Consider the following 19,616-nt stretch of genomic DNA (forward strand, 5'->3'; position numbering starts at 1 on the left):
TAATTTAAATATAAATAATTTCCTTTAATCTTATGTCGTCAGAAGATGCGCCCACCATTATTGTAAATTTCCCATGTTCAAAAACACGGTTAAAATCAGAATCAAAAACCGACAAATCTTTTTTATACAAGACAAAACGCATTTCTTTTTTCTCTCCTTTTTTAAAATATTCTCTTTTAAAGTCTTTCAAAGACTTCTCTGCAGGAGTAAAAAAAGAGGAATATTCATCACGAACATAAAGCTGAACCACCTCATCTCCATCATAATCGCCTGTATTTGCAACAAGAAAAGACACCTCTAAAACAGGCTCATCATCATTAGCAGAATCAACATTTCCGAACACTGTAACTTTCATATTGTCATACTCAAACTCCGTATAACTCAATCCATATCCGAATGGAAACAAAGGAGAAGACATCTCATCCACATAATTATGAGCCGGAGGCAAGGAATAATATATGGGTATCTGTCCGACCGAACGAGGTATCGAAACTGGAAGTCTTCCTGCGGGGTTATATTCACCAAACAATATCTCAGCCACCGCATTGCCACCTTGTTCACCAGGATACCATGCAGTAAGAAGAGCATCGGCATATTGACAAGCATAGTTTTTCAAATAAGGTCTTCCCTCTATATATATTACTATCAACGGTTTACCTGTATCTATCAATAGTTTCATCAATTCATTCTGCCGTCCTGCCAATTCCAATGACGCCCTGTCGTACCCTTCTCCACAATCCATATCGGACATTATATCATTCACCAACGCCGCGCCGGTATTTTCATAATATGTACTGAAGTCTCTCGCACTCGACCCACCGACCACAAGGACAACGACATCGGATTTTTTCGCCATCAAAACAGCATTCTCAAAATCTTCCCAAGAAGTATCTCTTACATAACAACCCCTTGTGTAAAGGACTTCCGTCATATCAGATACCTTGTCACGTATTCCTTCCAACACGGTAATTATTTTATCAGGCTTCTGAGGTGCCGTATAATCACCCAATTGATTGTACATATTATCAGCATTAGGACCTATCACAGCAATTCGTTTCAAATCTTTTTTCAGAGGCAACACCCCGTTATTTTTCAGGAGCACCACACTCTCCCTTGCTGTTTTCAATGCCAACCTTTTATGATTATCATTATTGACAACCTCGGTCACCTTATCCACGTTTATGTAAGGATTGTCAAAAAGTCCTGCCTCAAATTTCAATTTCAACACTCTTGAAACAGCATTATCCACTGTTTCTACAGAAACGAGACCCGTCTCTACTGCTTTTTCAAGATATGCGCCATAATTGCTTGCGCCCAAATCAATATCGACACCGGCATTCATTGCCATTGCCGTAGCATGCAACTGATCTTCAGCCACTCTATGGTAGCTATGCAATGCCCAAATACTTCCCAAATCTGAAAAGACGACACCATCAAAATCCCATTTTTCACGCAAGACATCATTCAAGAGCCATTTATTCGAAGTACATGGTATTCCATCGACAGCATTATATGAAGTCATAATAGAAGCAGCACCACTTTTCACGGCAGTCTCAAAATTAGAGCAACAGTCATTCAGCAAATCATGATTGCCAATCACAGTTGCCGCCCCATTATGGCCGCCGACAGGCATACCATATCCCGTAAAATGTTTAAGAGTACTTGCCAAATGCCGCTGCATACCTTTCATAACGGCAGTGCCAAGTCGGCCCGACAGATATGGGTCTTCCCCGAAAGACTCTTCGACACGCGACCATCGCGGGTCTCTTGCCACGTCCATGACAGGACCGTAACCAATGACAGATCCAGTAACTTCAGCCTCAAGAGCGACAGCCTCCCCCACCTTATATAATAATGTGTCATCCCATGTGGCAGCCTGTCCAAGTCCGACAGGAAACACAGTGGCACCGACAGCCATGTGCCCATGACCGCATTCTTCTGCAATAAACAATGGTATTCCCAAACGCGTATTGTCTATCACATAACGCTGCATCTTATTGAACAACAATGCCGACTCCCGCGCATCAAGTCCTGTTTCCAATGTCTTACGAGACCATGGATCAGCTCTGAAAACAGCCCAAAAGCCGCCACATTTCATGGTATCAATAGTCTTAACAAATGAATCTGACAACATTATACTGTCTTTGCATAACTTGTCATACACGTTAAATCCTATTGGACAACACAACTGTCCTATTTTCTCCTCAAGAGTCATTTTTTTTAACAAAACCATGACTTTGTCGTTATTATCTGTTGATTTACACGACAGTAGTATAAGTACACTCAAGCATATCATTATCATCTTCCGAAATATCATATTAGCATGATTTTGTTTTTCTTTGCATTACAAAGATACTACTCTTTTTTTACATTAAAAAGTTAAAAAGTGTAAAATTTTTATGTTATCATCCTCTTCAATATCAGCATCTCAATTAATTGCAAATATATTTTTTGAAGAAAAAAGTATGATTTTACCAAATATCATTTAACATATAACACCCTCAGTCAAAATATTTTTACCTTATTTATTTCAAATAGCCTAACATATTCTTAAAATGCGTATCTTTGCGGAACGATGATTTTCATACTTATTCTTCATGCGACTGAATAATGAGTTTTTTTATACGTCTGAAATAATGGAACTATAGTAACCAATAATAGATTTTGTATATATTAAATATTTATAATCAATATTTTAGATTTAAAACATCACTTTAATGAAAAAACGTTTATTTCTTTTTTTGATTTTGACATGTTGTTTTGCGATGTCTGCACAAACAATCAACAAGACATATCACTTTGACGAACCCAAGATAAATAAAATCAGAGGATACGATCAAATAGAACTCGATGGCTGCATGATATCGGCAGAGGCCGGCAATCCATCGCTTCCCTATCAATCCGTGTCTATTCTTCTTCCACAAGGTTTTGAAGCACAAAATATAAGAGTAGAATTATCTGATTTTGTCGAAATGGAAGGAAGTTATAACCTGTATCCATATCAATCCGCAAGACCTTATTCCCAAAAGACATACGAAGGTTTTTTAAAGAATGAAGAATTATACAGTTCGAAACAAGTGTATCCATCTGAATGTAATGGTATTATTACTACTAACTATATGAATGGATATGCCTTTGCTTTTTCAGCATTCACTCCTGTTCAATATATACCGGCAAGCGGTAAAGTATTTTATGCTACGACTGCAACAGTAAGCATTGACATGACAGCTGCCAAAACTGACAAATCTGCCATGTTAAGCAACAATTATTTGGTACGAGAAAGAGTCATTGCAATGGCTCAAAATCCCGAGATGATAGATTCTTATTCCATAAATGACAAATCATTGAACGGTTATGAATTACTCGTCATCACGCCGGAAGAATATGTTGAAGACTTTGACAGTTATATAGATTTATATACATATAAAGGATTGCGTACACGTGTTGTTTCTGTAGAAAGCATTTATGACACCACTGAAGGTATTGACAATCAGGATAAAATACGTAATTTCATCATCAACGAATATCAAAACAACGATATCATGATGGTTCTTCTTGGCGGTGATGTCGCATTGATTCCATACAGGGGTTTTTATTGTGATGTATTATCCGGAGGCAGTCATCAGACTGACTACAATATTCCCGCTGACCTTTATTATGCTGCCTTGGACGGTACATGGGACGACAATGGCAATGGCATCTGGGGAGAGATTGGAGAAGACGACCTGTTACCGGAAATAGGCATAGCGCGTTTTCCGTTCAACAACAAGGAACAACTCAACAACATGATGAACAAGACCATTATGTATCAACAAGTACCCGTACGCGGAGAGTTCCGCAATGTGATACTCGCAGGCGAGAGTCTTTATGACTATCCACGCACTCTTGGCAGCGATTATCTCGAACTACTTGTCGGCAATCATGATGACAACGGCTATTCCACAGTCGGAATACCGGAAGATTACAATTTTACGAGATTATATCACGAAGATGGCAATTGGAGTCCTGCACTTCTTGCCGATGCAATCAACAGCGGTACGGGATATGTACATCATGCAGGTCATGCCAATGCCGACTATGTGGCAGGATGGAACGGCATGTCAATAACAGACTCTTATTTTTCAGGCTCCAACGGCATTGACCACAACTTTACCTTTTTCCATACTCACGGCTGCGATTGTGGAGATTTCGCATCTAACTGCATACTTGAGAGAATGGTGACAATATCCAACTTTGCTGTCGCTACCATAGGAAACTCACGGTATGGATGGTTCAACGAAGGTCAGACAGAAGGTCCGGCATGCCATCTTCAGAGAGAAATGACTGATGCTTTCTGGAATGACAGGATCCCTTATCTCGGCATGGCCATGACAGATGCAAAATGCCAAACGGCACCATGGGTCAATGCACCCGGACAATGGGAAGAAGGTGCTTTGAGATGGAATTTTTATGACCTTAACATTATGGGAGATGTCGCTGTAAGTCCATGGCATGATGAGCCTTTCAATGCTACTGTGTCATGTACACCCGCTCTACTGCAAGGAGATGAGTCGATGAATATCAACGTCTCCAATAAAGGTATTCCGTTAAAGAATTACCGCTGCCTACTATATCATTACGATACCTTGTTAGGTTATGCAATCACCGACGAGAATGGCAATGCAACAATAGAATTTGCCGAACCGATCAACTTCGTAGATCAGGTAAGACTTAATGTCAATGGCATGAACTCATTTCCTGTTGAAACCACAATAGAGTGCATATCTGACGACTCTCCATTTGTATATCCCGATGTCATAACCGTAGTTGACAACAATGGCAACGGCAATGGAGAAATTGATTATGGCGAAACCGTGACGCTGAAAATAGATTATAAAAATTTCGGACGCGAAGCCACTTCAAACATAGACACCTATCTCTCCTGCTGTAATGCCGGTTATATTATAGTGTCAGACAATGAAGCACATATAGACCATATCGATGCTCTCGGTGTTGTCACTATCAACGACGCTTTTGAGTTTACCGTAGTAGATGACATTCCCGACGGCACAGTGTTGAACTTGGGCATCACTATCAGCGACGGTACCGGATACTGGCACAAATCTTTCGGCTTGGAAGTCAATGCACCGGATTTGGAAATCACTTCAGTATCATATAATGACGAAAATGGCGATGGCATAATAGAAGCCGGAGAGACTGTCATTTTCACTATCGACGGCATCAACAATGGCGGTTCCGATTCCGGTAGTGCCGTGTTAAAAACTTCGACAGAGAATGAATTGATACATGTCATTAACAATGAAATTGAATTGAACGCTATAGAAGCAGGAGGTTCATTCTCCACCGATATAGAAATTTATTTTGACGAACTCATAACCGACGGATCTTTTTATAATATCAATTTCAATTTGACAGCCGGCAATTATGACTGCCATTATAACTATCAGGGAACAATAAGTTATATCCTCGAAAGTTTCGAAACGGGAGATTTCTCTTATCTTAACTGGGAATTTGCGTATGATAACGATTGGACCATTACCGATGAGGATGCTTACGATGGCTCTTATTGTGCAAGGTCAGGCGACATAGATGATAACGAGATGTCATCTATGATTATCTATTTCGATGCAAAACAGGATGGTGAGTTGTCATTTTATTTCAAGACATCAACTGAAGAAGGGAAAGACTTCCTTGTGCTCTATGTCAACGATGAGTTGATAAACAGATGGTCAGGCGAAAACGACTGGCAGCCATTCAACATGTCGATTCCCGTCGGCACATATAAGGTGGAATGGAGATATGACAAATCACCGACAGGCTCTTATGGAGACGACCGTGTCATGGTAGATGCCATACGGCTACCTATCAACTCGTTGATAATGACAGACAATGTTGAACTGACAGATAACGAATTAACATTTGACATTTATCCAAATCCCAACAATGGCAAGTTCAACATTGAACTTCCTGAAGGAAACTTTTCATTAAAAGTATTCGATATAACGGGTCGTTTAATAAAAAATGATGATGACATTGGCGGAATATGTCAAATCGACATGTCTGCTTTGAACAATGGACTGTATATCATTCAGATAATGGACTCTGAAAGATGCAGTATTCGCAAGATAATAATTAACAAATAAACACTTCATTAAAATCTATACAGATGAAAAAACATGTACTGCTACTTGCATTATCGTTTCTGTGGGTTATAGTATCAGCCCAAACGGTAAAAATGACATATCATTTCGACAATCCTGTTGTCAGTGATATTCAAGAGTATAAACAAATTCATTTCGAAGGATGCATGCAGACTGCAATAGCAGGCAATCCAACATTGCCATACTATTCTGTAAGTCTATTACTTCCTCATGGGACAGAAGCGGAATCTATCGAGGTCATTTTATCAGATTTTGTTGAAATGGATGGTAGCTATAATCTATTTCCTCACCAACCTGCACGACCATATTCAAAACCGGAACGTACAGTATTTATGAAAAATGAAGAAATATATAATTCTAAATCCACTTATCCATTTGAAAATCATGGTATTCTTACCACAAACCACATGAATGGTTATGCTTTTGCTTTCTCATCTTTCACTCCTGTACAATATACACCGTCAACCGGAAAGATTCGCTATGCCAGGACTGCCACTGTTGTCGTCAACACTGTTGCCGATAAAACAGACCGCTCCGCAATGTTATGGAATACGCCCAACATAAATAACAAAGTACTTTCATTGGCACAAAATCCCGAGATGATCGATAATTACAAAGCGACAGCCAAATCTTCTTCAGCATACGATTTGCTTGTCATAACCAAAGAACAATTCATTCCTGAGTTTGATGAATATCTTAACTTTTATGACAGTATAGGTCTCCGTAGCCGTATAGTATCATTGGAAAGCATTTACAATGAGATGACAGGTGTCGATCAACAGGAAAAGATTCGTAACTATATCATACGTGAATATCAAGACAACGGTATTATGATGGTCCTCCTCGGAGGCGATGTTCAACATTTTCCATACAGAGGATTTTATTGTGTAGTCCAATCGAGCAGTGTTTATGAAGACTCCGGAATACCTGCCGACCTTTATTTTGCAGCACTTGACGGCACTTGGAATGACAATAATAATGACAAGTGGGGTGAAATAGGAGAAGAAGACCTTCTTCCCGAGATCGGTATTGCAAGAATGCCTTTCAATACCACAGAAGAACTTCACAACATGATAAACAAAACCATTAAATATCAGAGATCTCCCGTTTTAGGAGAATTGCGCAATGTCATAATGGGAGCCGAATGGTTGTATGACAATCCACAAACATACGGCAGCGGTTATCTTGAACTCCTTATAGGAGAACACGATGATAACGGATATACTACCATAGGTATGCCTGAAGATCTTAATTTCACTCGCCTCTATGAAGAAGAAGGCAACTGGAGTGGCAATAACCTTATTGAAGCAATCAATCAAGGTTCTCAATACGTCCACCATGTAGGCCATGCAAATGAAACATACGTGGCCGGATGGGATTATAATCAGATTTCAAGTTCTATATTCTCTAACGTTAACGGGGTTGACCATAACTATACTTTCTTCCATTCACACGGATGTATGTGTGCATCTTTCGATGTTACTTCTATTTTGGAAGCCATGGTGACAATACCCAATTTCTGTGTAAGCGTTATCGGCAATTCACGCTATGGTTGGTTCAACGAAGGACAAACAGAAGGTCCCTCAGCACACCTGCATCGCGAAATGACTGATGCTTATTTTAATGACAGAATTCCATATATAGGCAATGCAATGACAGACGGCAAGTGTCAAACCGCACCTTGGGTTAATGCTCCGGGACAATGGGAAGAAGGTGCCTTGCGTTGGAATTTTTATGACTTGAACATATTAGGCGATGTCGCAGTTTCACCATGGTTAGATGAACCTTTTACTCCTACTGTAGAATATAATCAAGAAATATTGGTTGGAATGTCTTCAACAGTAGTGAATGTTTATAACGACAACAATCCACAAAAAGGGTTCAGATGTAGTTTATTTAATGGAGATGAATTACTTGGCGTTGCCTTGACTGATGAAAATGGTGAAGCGGAAATAACGATGAATAGCCCCATCAATACTGTTGGAACACTTACACTTATTGTAACTGGATTAAATGCATATCCTCAAATATTCCAAATGACATCGATTCCAAACAATTCAGCTTATGTAGTCTATTACGACTATTCTCTTAATGACGATAACGGCAAGATGGATTTTGGAGAGACAACATCTTTCAATATGACACTTAGAAATGCCGGTATGATTGATGCCAACAATGTAATTGCCACTTTGTCCTGTAACAGCGAATATGTCACCATCATGGATAGTCAAACAGAAGTTGGCACTATAGCCGGAGAAGAAGACATTGAACTTAATGATGTCTTTGAATTCAGCATCTCCGATAATGTACCCAACAACACCAGTGTAAAATTCACTCTTACTTGTACTGATGGCACCGATTCTTGGGAGAGTTCCTTTAACGCCACCTTAAATGCCCCTGATTTTAAGGTCGTTAATATTGTTTTGGATGATTCCCAAGGTAACAATAACGGCAACGTAGATCCAGGAGAGACAATAACTTTGCATCTAACAGGCAAAAACACCGGTAACAGTCCTGTTCCTTATGCTGTTTTTGCTGTTTTCTGCTCCGCACCGGAAGTGTCATACAGTCAAAATGAATTTGTAATAGACAACATTGAAGAAGGGGAAGAGTTTACTACCGACTTCACTTTCACCATGAGCGAGAACACCGAAACAGGTATTGCTTACGAGTTCATTTTAGCTATATATTATGACAACTATTTGATTTATGATTCTTACACTTTCCCTGTTGGCAATACAACAGAAACTTTTGAAACCGGAGATTTCAGCGCTTTCGACTGGAGCCATAGCGGTAACCAACAATGGACAATAGTATCAGAAAACCCACATTCAGGTACCTATTGTGCCAAATCCGGAGCTATCGGCGACTACCAAAATTCAACTTTGAGCATAGAAATAGAAATATTCGTCGAAACAGAAATCAGTTTCTTCGTCAAAGTTTCATCCGAATCAAATTATGATAAACTTAACTTCTATGTAGATAATTCAAAAATGGAAGAATGGTCCGGAGAAGTCGAATGGAATCAGGTATCATACACTCTGCCATCCGGTTCACATCAGTTAACATGGACTTACGAAAAAGATTCATCATTATCAAGTGGCAGCGACTGTGCATGGATAGATGATATAGTATTTCCTCCTACAACCATCATTTATGACTTAGAAACATCCGAGGAAAATAATATAGAGATTTATCCCAATCCTGCCAGTTCCAATATTTATGTTGAAACAGGCGACAATGAATGTGACATATTAATCTACAACAGTCTGGGACAGATTGTTAAAACAATGAGTTCCGTATCAGGTAAAGTATCGGTAGATGTAAACGATATGAATTCAGGAATTTATTTCATAAAAATAAAAGGATCTTCCTTAAATGAAGTAAGGAATGTTGTAATATATAAATAAAATAGTGTAAATTTTAAAGAAGAAATGAGAAATTATATCTACAGAATGTCAATTATTATTTGACAAGATTCTGCAATATTTCATCTCAACTTAATCATTCATCATTTTGCACTTTAATTACAATACAGGTGAGTCAATTCAAAATAAACGGCTCACCTGTTTTCTTTGCAGTTTAAACATAAAGTAATAAATAATAATTTTGCAAACATAAAAATTTACACATGGAAGGTCTTTTGGAATTAGGATATTTAGGATTATTTATAGGTTCGTTTTTAGCTTCTACCATAGTGCCATTTTCAGCTGATGCTTTAATAATAGGAATGTTGATTGCCGGGGGCAAGCCATGGATATGTTTCACTACAGCCCTTGCCGGAAACTGGCTTGGTGGTATGACATCATATCTGATAGGATGGATAGGCAAGTGGGAATGGATAGAAAAATGGTTCAAGGTGAAACGAGAGACATTGGAGAAACAGAAAGAAAAAATTGACAAATACGGTCCACTATTAGCACTGCTTGCTTGGTTGCCTATTATTGGCGATGTTTTTGCCATCGCATTGGGTTTTTATAAAACAAAGCCCCTCCTCAGTGCGATATTCATGCTCATAGGAAGGGCTATACGTTTTTTGATATGGATTTATATCATACCATTATTTTAAAGCAAAACATCACATGAGTTTCTTATACCTAAACTTCTTAGGCACTTGATTACCAAGTCGTTTTGCCTTATTCTCTTCATATTCCGAATAACTTCCCTCAAAGAAATACACTTGAGAATCACCTTCGAAAGCAAGAATATGAGTAGCAATGCGGTCAAGAAACCATCTGTCATGAGAGATGATAACGGCACAGCCGGCAAAATTTTCAAGACCTTCTTCCAAAGCACGCAAAGTGTTAACATCAATATCATTAGTAGGTTCGTCAAGCAGCAACACATTGGCTTCCTGTTTCAAGGTGAGAGCCAGATGCATACGATTTCTCTCACCACCGGACAACACTCCGGCTTTTTTCTGCTGGTCATTACCATTGAAATTAAAACGAGAAACGTATGCACGCGAATTCATGGTTCTATTCCCAAGTTGAATCAATTCATTACCATCGGAAATAACTTCCCAAACCGTTTTCTCCGGGTCAATATCGGCATGTTGCTGGTCAACATAGCCTACCTTTACCGTTTCTCCTATTTCAAAAGTACCGGCATCAGGTTTTTCTATACCCATGATAAGACGGAACAAAGTAGTTTTTCCGGCGCCATTAGGACCTATAACGCCTACTATACCGGCAGGCGGCAATGTAAAACTGAGATTCTCGAACAGCAGTTTATCGCCATAAGCCATAGTAACATTGTTAGCTTCAATAACCTTATTGCCAAGACGGTCTCCATTGGGAATATAAATCTCTAATTTCTCTTCTTTTTCCTTCACATCCTCGTTAAGCAATTTTTCATAAGAAGCCAAACGTGCCTTACCCTTGGCATGACGTGCTTTAGGTGCCATTCTAACCCATTCCAACTCACGTTCCAAAGTCTTGCGTCGTTTACTTTCTGTTTTCTCTTCCATTGCAAGACGTGCAGTCTTCTGGTCCAACCACGAAGAATAGTTACCTTTCCACGGTATTCCTTCACCTCTGTCGAGTTCCAATATCCAACCAGCCACATGGTCAAGAAAATAACGGTCGTGAGTAACAGCAATAACGGTACCTTTATATTGTTGCAAATGTTTCTCGAGCCATTCAATAGCCTCAGCATCAAGATGATTGGTAGGTTCATCAAGTAACAAGATATCGGGTTGCTGTAAAAGAAGTCTTACTAATGCCACTCTTCTTCTTTCTCCCCCGGACAAATTTCGTACCATGGCATCTCCATCAGGACAGTTCAAAGCGTCCATGGCACGCTGCAATTTACTGTCAAGCTCCCATGCGTCATGCTGTTCAATAAAATCGGTAAGACGCCCCTGTTCCTCTATCAAGGCTGTCATCTCATCATCGCTCATTGGCTCCATGAAACGTTCATTAACTTTCTCGTATGCTTTCAAAGCATCAACTACATCCTGCACTCCTTCTTCCACTATCTCTCTGACAGTCTTATCGTTGTCAAGTACAGGTTCCTGATCAAGCATTCCTATGGAATAACCGGGAGAAAACACCACCTCACCATTATACGACTTTTCCTTACCGGCAATAATCCTCAACAGAGTAGATTTTCCGGAACCATTAAGTCCGATAATACCTATCTTTGCTCCATAATAGAAAGACAAATATATATCCTTCAGAATCTGTCTCGACGGAGGTATTATCTTACTAACCCCAACCATCGAGAATATTATTTTTTTATCGTCTGCCATATTTTTTATTTTTTAATAACTTTTTTCATTGCCTCTTCCAAGATAGATGTCACGGAACTCCATTCATACACTCTATGGACAAAGTCATAGCCATTTTGTGCCAAAGAAGCGGCTTTTTCTTTGTCTTTCAATAATAGAACAATATGAGAAGCCAATTCGGCAGCATTATTACCCACCATGATATCCACATCTTCAGTTGCACCAATAGGATTACTTGCCAAAGAAGTCGTAATGCTTGGTATTTTCATTGACATGGCTTCAAGAATCTTATTCTGCAAGCCTGTTCCAATACGCATTGGAGCAATGAAGACCCGACTTTGAGAATAAGCATCTCTTATGTCATCAATCCAACCGCTAACTATTATCTTGTCCGATGCCACTCTCCTAACTTTACTGTCAGGCGTAGCACCTGCAATAAACATTTTCACATCAGGTAATGACTTCCAAACCAAAGGCAAAATCTCTTCAGCAAGATATTCCACAGCATTTACATTGGGCGGATATGCCATATTACCGGTAAAAACGACATCATAAATTTTCTTTCTATTTTGAGGTTTAAAAAAATCATGGTCAACACCATTAGGAACTATCACTATTTTATCTTTTTCAGGATGATCGATAAAATCACGGTCCTGTTCACTTATTATTGTTTTAACATCAAACAAATCGAAAACATAATTTTCATAACGGCGAAGTCTTTTATATTCAGTAAGAAAGAAAGGTTTAAGATAGAAAGGGGCTATATCTGCGCGTCTTTTCATGCCAATAGAAAGGACATCTTGATAATCAATAGTTTTAGGCAAATTTTCCTTTATAATATAAGGAGCCACGCGGATAAACTGACAATACAGCATCTCAGGCTGATGTTTTTTTATCAAGGAATGTATTTTTCTTTTTGCATTGCGGCTGAAATAGAAACCACACTGCAGCGGTTTACCGGTAAAAAACGCTATTATGATGTTAAACAGCACACTGACTTTTGTAATATCTATGAAATTAACCGAGACACAATAAGGTTGAAGCATGGAAAAAGCCTTTTGCTTATCTGCATTGCCGTCAACATTCAAGGCACAAAGCACTATCTCATTATTTCTTGCAAGCTGTTTTATCTGGTTATAGGCTCTGAGTTTATCCCCTTTTTCGAGAGGCCATGGTATTCTCGGCAAAAGTACAAAAATCTTCATCGCACTTAATTTAATGTTGTTATTTCCTTATTAGACAAAAGTTCGTGATAAAATATTACCAATCTATTAATTATCTTATCATTATCATATACATTCTCTATCAGACGGCGGGCATTGGCACCAATTCTTTCCGCGTTGTCACGGTCTTGCATTATTCTGCACATCGCTTCTATCATCTGGTCAGCATTATCAGCAATAATAATATTCTCAAACTCTTTGTATTGAATACCTTCAGCACCAACCATGGTGGATATAACCGTCTTACCCAAAGCCATCGATTCTATTATCTTGATTCTCATACCACCACCTGATAACAAAGGTACCACTGCCACGTCATGTTCACTGACGAATTTGTGAGAATCTTCTACTTCACCAACTACAAAAACGTTGTGTTTATCAGTTTTAACAAGCCATTGAGGCATATTGCGTCCCGCCAGATACAACTTGGCTTCCGGCTCTCTTTCCACCACCTTATCCCACACATTGTCCAACAACCATTTCACGGCCTCCTCATTAGGCATCCAATTCATTGAACCAATATGATAGAAATCCGGAATTTTTTTTACCTTATTATCATATTTAAACATGTCAATATCAACACCAAAAGGCACATCTATCACCGGTTTCGATGTCACTCTTCTGAAAAAAGAAGCATCTCTATTAGTAATTGCAGCTATACCATCGACTTTTTTAATGACATTGAGTTCATAGGACTTCAAAGTACGTGCCAAATGATTTATATACCATCTCTTGGCAAAAAACCTCGTCTTTTTTGCTATTCTTTCCCAAATCTGATGTTCAAGATTGTGAGCTCTCAACACTATCTCAGCACGAGAATGTTTTCTGATAATATCAATATAAGGAGCCATATACACCATCTCCAACTGCACAATATCAAATTCCTCCTCTTTTAGCACTTCCACAAGACGACTGGAAAACTCCTCAGAGACAAAGCGCTGGACATGGTAAGATTCACCGGTAAAAAGATTTTTAAATGCATCGATAGGATTCACTTTCAGGACTATATCAACAAATTCTATTCTGGTATCCTCTTTATATTTAGGAGGAATACCATCCGGATTGACACTATATTTGTCACTGTTGAATGCCATTACTTTCACCTTATGACCTTTACCAATGAGGCCGGTGATGATACTATTCATTGCCATAGGACCTCCTTCACTCGGAGGATAAGGCGATTTGTTACACAGCAGCAATATATTCATAACTATCTATTCTTATGTGTAAAAATTTTATCAAAAGTCTTTTTCCAACTCTCTCCGTCAAGCAACTCGCCATCAGTAGTAGCCTTGAAAGTAAGAAACACACCTATAGGGAACAACACTATGGACGAAAGCCATACTCCGAGGAACATAGGCATGTCACCGGCAAGTGCAATATTTTCGCAGGTTATAGTCATGATATAATATATCACAAAAAACACCACACTTACCACCACAGGCAATCCGAGTCCGCCTTTTCGTATTATTGCTCCCAAAGGTGCTCCAATGAAAAAAAATATCAGACATGCCACACTAAGAGAAAACTTTTGGTTCAACACCTGCTCATGCTTGAGAATATTGGTCTTTTGCCGGTTAAACTCCTTGACATTGACATCAATATTTTCTTTTATGTTTTTTGTTGAAGACAAAGCCATGTCCACTATTGAAGTCTGTTCTTTTATAGTAAAATTATCCAATAAAGGCCAGATGATTTTCTCTTCATTGTCATTCTCAACTTTTTCCTTGCTTTTTTTGCTCGCCCTTTTGTCATGTTTTACAAATTCTTCATCATCTGCAACAAGATTATGAAATCTTCTCTTGAAAGATTCATCATATTTCTCGACACGTTTGTCGTATGTCTTATTAAGAGAATCAATTGCAACATTCAACTGAGCAATATTAAGCATGGAATGATGGGACTTGAACAAATCCTCGTCGGTACGTGTCAAGTCGAATTCCGACAAATCGAAAGTGATATACTGCTTTTTGAAAAACATGGTCTGAAACGGTCTTCTAACCCTATAATCTTTATCATCAGTCATCTCAGTATAATTACAACCATCATAAAGAGTAAATATCATCTCTTTCTGAGTTTTCGACAAAGCGATATAACCGGAATCTGCAGTAGTAACCTTCACATTGCCTTTTCCATCAGAATGATCATAGATCATGACATCGTACAACGAGTTACCATCATCTCCTTTTTTACCAACTCTTATCACATAATCGTCAATTCCCCTGTAAAAAACGCCTTCAGGTATATCAAGTGCCATTTTCTGATGCCGTACATCATAAAGCAGAGACTGTGATTTAAGGTTGGCATAAGGAAGAACATTATTAGAAAAGAAAAATGCCACAAAACTCATTATTACGGAAAACACCAACAAAGGGCGCATTATCTTCCAAATAGAAATGCCGGAAGCTTTCATGGCAACAAGTTCGTAATACTCGCCAAGTTTACCGAAACACATCAACGAAGAAAGCAATATTGCCAAAGGCAATGCCATGGGAACAAAAGTTATGGATGTATAAAACAATAATTTTAATATAACACTGACTTCCAAACCTTTTCCGACAAAATCATCGATATAACACCATAAAAATTGCATCAAAAGAATGAATACGGCAACGAAAAAAGTAAAAAAAAACGTGCCGATATATGACCTGATGATATAACGATATAATTTTTTCAATTTAATAATATTTTTTGCAAATATAGACATTTATCAAATGACGTAGTAATAATATTTCGATAAAATGTTTCATTTTAAAAAAATATTTCTTTTTTTTGCATAAAAAAATTCTATATGGAAAAAGACTTTTTCAATGAGATTAATGTAAGCATAACTATTTCCGACACTGAAGGCAACATAGTGTATATGAATAATAAATCAAAAAGTGTTTTTGGAGACATGACAGGGAAGAACATGTTGGGTTGCCACAAAACGAGGTCACAAGATATAATACACAGATTAATCGAAAACAAAGAGACCAATGTATATACTATTCAGAAAGGAGATGTTAAAAAGATGATATATCAAACCCCCTGGTATGACAATGGGGAACTCAAAGGTCTTATAGAATTTTCGATAATACTGCCGCCTGAGATTCCACATTATATCAGATAACAGTGAGAAAAAATTTCTCGGCTATGGCAATTGACTATGTCGTTGCACCTAAATACATATTCTCACCATAATCAACTCTTTGTATTTTTACATTCCCAAATACAAAAAACGGAGTGAGTCCGATTTAACAATACAGACTCGCCCCATATTTTTATCAATTTCTTTTATTTCAAGCAGTTACCAAATCATAAGTATCTTTGGCAATCATATATTCTTCATCTGTAGGATAAACCACCACAGTAACCTTGGAATCACAGGAAGAAATCACTCTTGCCTCGCCCATGGTATTCTCGTTAACCTCCTTATCAAGTTTCACACCGAGATATTCCATATTCAGCAATATTGCTTCTCTCATAAACCATGCATTCTCACCAATACCGCCTGTCATTACTATAATATCGACTCCATTCATCACAGCAGCGTATGCCCCTATATATTTTTTCACTCTGTGAGCGAACATGTTAAAAGCGTATGTACAACGTTCGTCACCGGCATTACGTCCTGCATTCACATCGCGCATATCTTGTTTGCCGCCGGTAATGCCGACGAGACCTGATTTCTTATTGACGAGAGTATTCATGGCCTTCATATCAAAGCCCTCCTTATCGGCGATATACATAAATGCGCCAAGGTCGAGATCACCGGTACGGCTACCCATCATAAGACCCTCAACAGGAGTGAATCCCATGGAAGTATCGACAGATTTGCCATTTTTGACAGCAGCGACAGAGGCTCCACTCCCAAGATGACAAGTGATGATTTTCTGTTCTTTCCAATCCTTACCTATAAATTCAGCTCCATTTTCGGCAACATATTTATGACTTGTACCATGGAAGCCATATCTGCGGATACGATATTTCTCATAATACTCATAAGGCACTGCATAAAGATAAGACTCCGGCGGCATGGTAGAATGGAATGCGGTATCGAAAACGCCTGCCTGTTTTACGTTGGGCAACAGTTTTGTGACAGCATAAACGCCCTCTAAACAGCCTGGATTGTGAAGCGGTGCAAGGTCAATAAGACTTTCCATACCTTTCACCACATCTTCATCTATCAGAACACTCTTGGTATATTTCTCACCACCATGTACCAAACGATGACCTACGGCACCTATTTCATCAAGCGAGTCTATAACGCCATAATCCGGATTCACCAAAGCTTTAAGTACAAGGTCTATGCCAAAGGTATGATTAGGTATCGGCAGTTGTTCATAATGTTTCTCACCTCTATATTTATGGGTAAATTCTCCCATCTCGAGGCCTATACGTTCAAGAAGCCCTTTTGCCAAAACTGCATGATCGTTATCCATATTGATAAGTTGATATTTTATCGAAGAGCTTCCGCAGTTAAGAACTAATATTTTCATAACAGTAATTTTTAATTATTTATTGGCAGCTGCCTGATTAACAGTAACAGCAATCATATTGACAATATCATCGACGGAACAGCCTCTTGACAAATCGTTGATAGGTGCTGCCATACCTTGAAGAACCGGACCAACCGCCTCAACATCACCAAGGCGCTGTACAAGTTTATAAGCTATGTTGCCTGTCTCTAAAGAAGGGAATATCAACACGTTGGCCTTACCGGCGACTTCAGAATGAGGTGCTTTTTTCATTGCCACCGAAGGTACTATGGCAGCATCAGACTGCAACTCGCCATCAAGTTTGAGACCAGGAGCCATTTCTTTAGCTATACTTGTCGCTTCAATAATTTTATCGACTTTCTCATGTTTTGCACTACCTTTAGTAGAGAAACTCAATATGGCGACACGTGGTTCTTGAATACAGGCAATATTTTTGGCCGTCTCGGCTGAGATAACAGCAATTTCCGCAAGTTGTTGTGCTGTCAGCTCCGGTGATACGGCACAGTCTGCAAACACCATTATGCCATCATCACCATAATTTTTCTTGTTCTCAGGCAACACCATCATAAAAGCACCTGATACAGTACTGATACCGGGACGTGTCTTGACAATCTGCAAAGCAGGGCGAAGCACATCGGCAGTCGCATTGTCGGCACCGGCAAGTTCTCCGTCAACGACACCGGCTTTGATCATAAGAACACCAAGATACAAAGGATCTTCCACAAGTTTCATAGCCTTATCCATGTCAACACCTTTACTTTTGCGTAATTCATACAGCATATTGGCATAATACTCCTTCTTGGGATTGTTGACGGGGTCAACAATAATGGCGTTACAGATATTTTTTAACCCGAATTGTTCTGCCATTTCATTTATTTTCGATTCATTGCCGAGAAGCACCAATTCTTTCACAAGTTTCTGTTCAAGAGCAATATCTGCGGCTTTCAAAGTACGTTCTTCTGTTCCTTCGGGAAGCACTATGCGTTGCGGATTGGCTTGCGCATTTTTTTTGATTTTTTCAATAAGTTCCATATCGATTTACAATGATTATTACTACATGATTACAAACAAAATGCAAAGATATAAATCTATTTTCTAAAATCAAAAAAAATCACCTTTCTTGCACGACATTTAAACAAAATGTATCTTTGCAAAATAAAGTTGAACTAATGAACGATAGCATTATCATGTCTTGCTTTCCAATTGACACACCATGCTCAAACATTGAGTATCAGGCTGATAACGCATCAATAACAACCAATGACACCATATATTCATCATTTCATTTTGTAACAGAGAAACCTAACTATACCGTAGAAACAAATATTAGAAACACATCATCATTCTCACCTTGGTGGAACATGGCAATAATTTTAATTACACTTTTGACAATAGCACTCAACCGAAGTCTTGCCTACAATAAATTCAGTACCATTATCACGACATTCGCACAAAACAAATCATCAGAAAAGATGTTGAGAGAATGGAACCCTTTGCGCAGTATTTCCGGTACTTCGGTTTTTATATGCCATATCGCGATGATGTCATTATATATACAACATATTTTACTGATAATCAATAATGACTCTTTATTCAGAAGTTTTAAATTTTATCTGATAATATGTTGCAGCATTGCCGTATTTCTATTGTTTCAATACCTCATGTCTAATCTTTACGGATGGATTATAAATGCGAAAAAGGCCATACAGCACCATACAATAGTGCGGCTATCGGCTGTGAGTCTTAACAATCTAATTCTTATACCGACGATGCTTATCATAATATTTTATCCAAGCAAGGCAATATGCATCATTACCGGCATTATTTTGTTTATTCCATACATCATCAGGATAGTGAAAATATTTTTCGAACTTCAAATTTTAACCAAACTAAGCTATATTAATATTTTTTTGTATCTTTGCACGCTTGAAATAGCACCCTTGGCAGTAGCACTGACAATGGCTTATCGGATAGTTACAAGTAATTGTATCATATAGAGTTACTGAAATTTGCAAAATAA

12 protein-coding genes are annotated in these 19,616 nt (G+C 38.5%); 5 read left to right on the top strand and 7 right to left on the bottom strand.

Annotated elements, in window-relative coordinates:
* Positions 1–4 precede the first annotated feature (4 nt).
* Positions 5–2,317, bottom strand: coding sequence for a glycoside hydrolase family 3 N-terminal domain-containing protein (locus ACZOVS_RS06345; protein ID WP_483996392.1), 2,313 nt, complete (start codon positions 2,315–2,317; stop codon positions 5–7).
* Positions 2,318–2,717: 400 nt separating this feature from the next.
* Here ACZOVS_RS06345 and ACZOVS_RS06350 point away from each other — a divergent pair, with 400 nt between their 5' ends.
* From ACZOVS_RS06350 to ACZOVS_RS06360, 3 genes are all read left to right on the top strand, one after another.
* Entirely contained in the window at positions 2,718–6,143 is a 3,426-nt protein-coding gene (locus tag ACZOVS_RS06350; protein ID WP_483996393.1) for a C25 family cysteine peptidase, read from the top strand.
* Positions 6,144–6,166: 23 nt separating this feature from the next.
* Complete coding sequence (locus tag ACZOVS_RS06355) at positions 6,167–9,571, top strand: C25 family cysteine peptidase (protein WP_483996394.1); 3,405 nt, start codon at positions 6,167–6,169, stop codon at positions 9,569–9,571.
* A gap of 221 nt (positions 9,572–9,792) precedes the next feature.
* Positions 9,793–10,230 carry a YqaA family protein gene (locus ACZOVS_RS06360; RefSeq protein WP_483996395.1) on the top strand — a complete coding sequence of 146 codons (438 nt, stop codon included), beginning with the start codon at positions 9,793–9,795 and terminating at the stop codon, positions 10,228–10,230.
* A gap of 9 nt (positions 10,231–10,239) precedes the next feature.
* Here the strand turns inward: ACZOVS_RS06360 and ettA are convergent, their stop codons facing one another.
* From ettA to ACZOVS_RS06380, 4 genes are read right to left on the bottom strand one after another with little or no spacing between them, the layout of a single operon-like run.
* A complete protein-coding gene (gene ettA, locus ACZOVS_RS06365) occupies positions 10,240–11,913 on the bottom strand; it encodes an energy-dependent translational throttle protein EttA (protein WP_483996396.1) in 1,674 nt (557 codons plus the stop codon).
* 5 nt (positions 11,914–11,918) lie between these two features.
* Positions 11,919–13,097 (bottom strand): glycosyltransferase, encoded by a 1,179-nt coding sequence (locus ACZOVS_RS06370; RefSeq protein WP_483996397.1) that lies wholly within the window; start codon positions 13,095–13,097, stop codon positions 11,919–11,921.
* Positions 13,098–13,102: 5 nt separating this feature from the next.
* Complete coding sequence (locus ACZOVS_RS06375; protein ID WP_483996398.1) at positions 13,103–14,323, bottom strand: glycosyltransferase family 4 protein; 1,221 nt, start codon at positions 14,321–14,323, stop codon at positions 13,103–13,105.
* 2 nt (positions 14,324–14,325) lie between these two features.
* Positions 14,326–15,792, bottom strand: coding sequence for an LptF/LptG family permease (locus ACZOVS_RS06380; RefSeq protein WP_483996399.1), 1,467 nt, complete (start codon positions 15,790–15,792; stop codon positions 14,326–14,328).
* A 114-nt stretch (positions 15,793–15,906) separates the two neighbouring features.
* Between ACZOVS_RS06380 and ACZOVS_RS06385 the strand changes: the two genes are divergently transcribed.
* Positions 15,907–16,227: a diguanylate cyclase gene (locus tag ACZOVS_RS06385; protein ID WP_483996400.1), complete on the top strand. Its 321-nt coding sequence runs from the start codon at positions 15,907–15,909 to the stop codon at positions 16,225–16,227.
* 169 nt (positions 16,228–16,396) lie between these two features.
* Here ACZOVS_RS06385 and ACZOVS_RS06390 read toward each other — a convergent pair whose 3' ends face one another.
* Both ACZOVS_RS06390 and pta read right to left on the bottom strand, forming a co-directional pair.
* Positions 16,397–17,596 carry an acetate kinase gene (locus ACZOVS_RS06390; RefSeq protein ID WP_483996401.1) on the bottom strand — a complete coding sequence of 400 codons (1,200 nt, stop codon included), beginning with the start codon at positions 17,594–17,596 and terminating at the stop codon, positions 16,397–16,399.
* Between the two features lie 15 nt (positions 17,597–17,611).
* On the bottom strand, positions 17,612–18,628 hold the full coding sequence (pta, locus tag ACZOVS_RS06395; RefSeq protein ID WP_483996402.1) for a phosphate acetyltransferase: 1,017 nt from the start codon (positions 18,626–18,628) through the stop codon (positions 17,612–17,614).
* A 137-nt stretch (positions 18,629–18,765) separates the two neighbouring features.
* Between pta and ACZOVS_RS06400 the strand changes: the two genes are divergently transcribed.
* A complete protein-coding gene (locus ACZOVS_RS06400; RefSeq protein WP_483996403.1) occupies positions 18,766–19,593 on the top strand; it encodes a DUF4271 domain-containing protein in 828 nt (275 codons plus the stop codon).
* Positions 19,594–19,616 lie beyond the last annotated feature (23 nt).

The organism is Candidatus Limimorpha avicola (assembly GCF_056978975.1).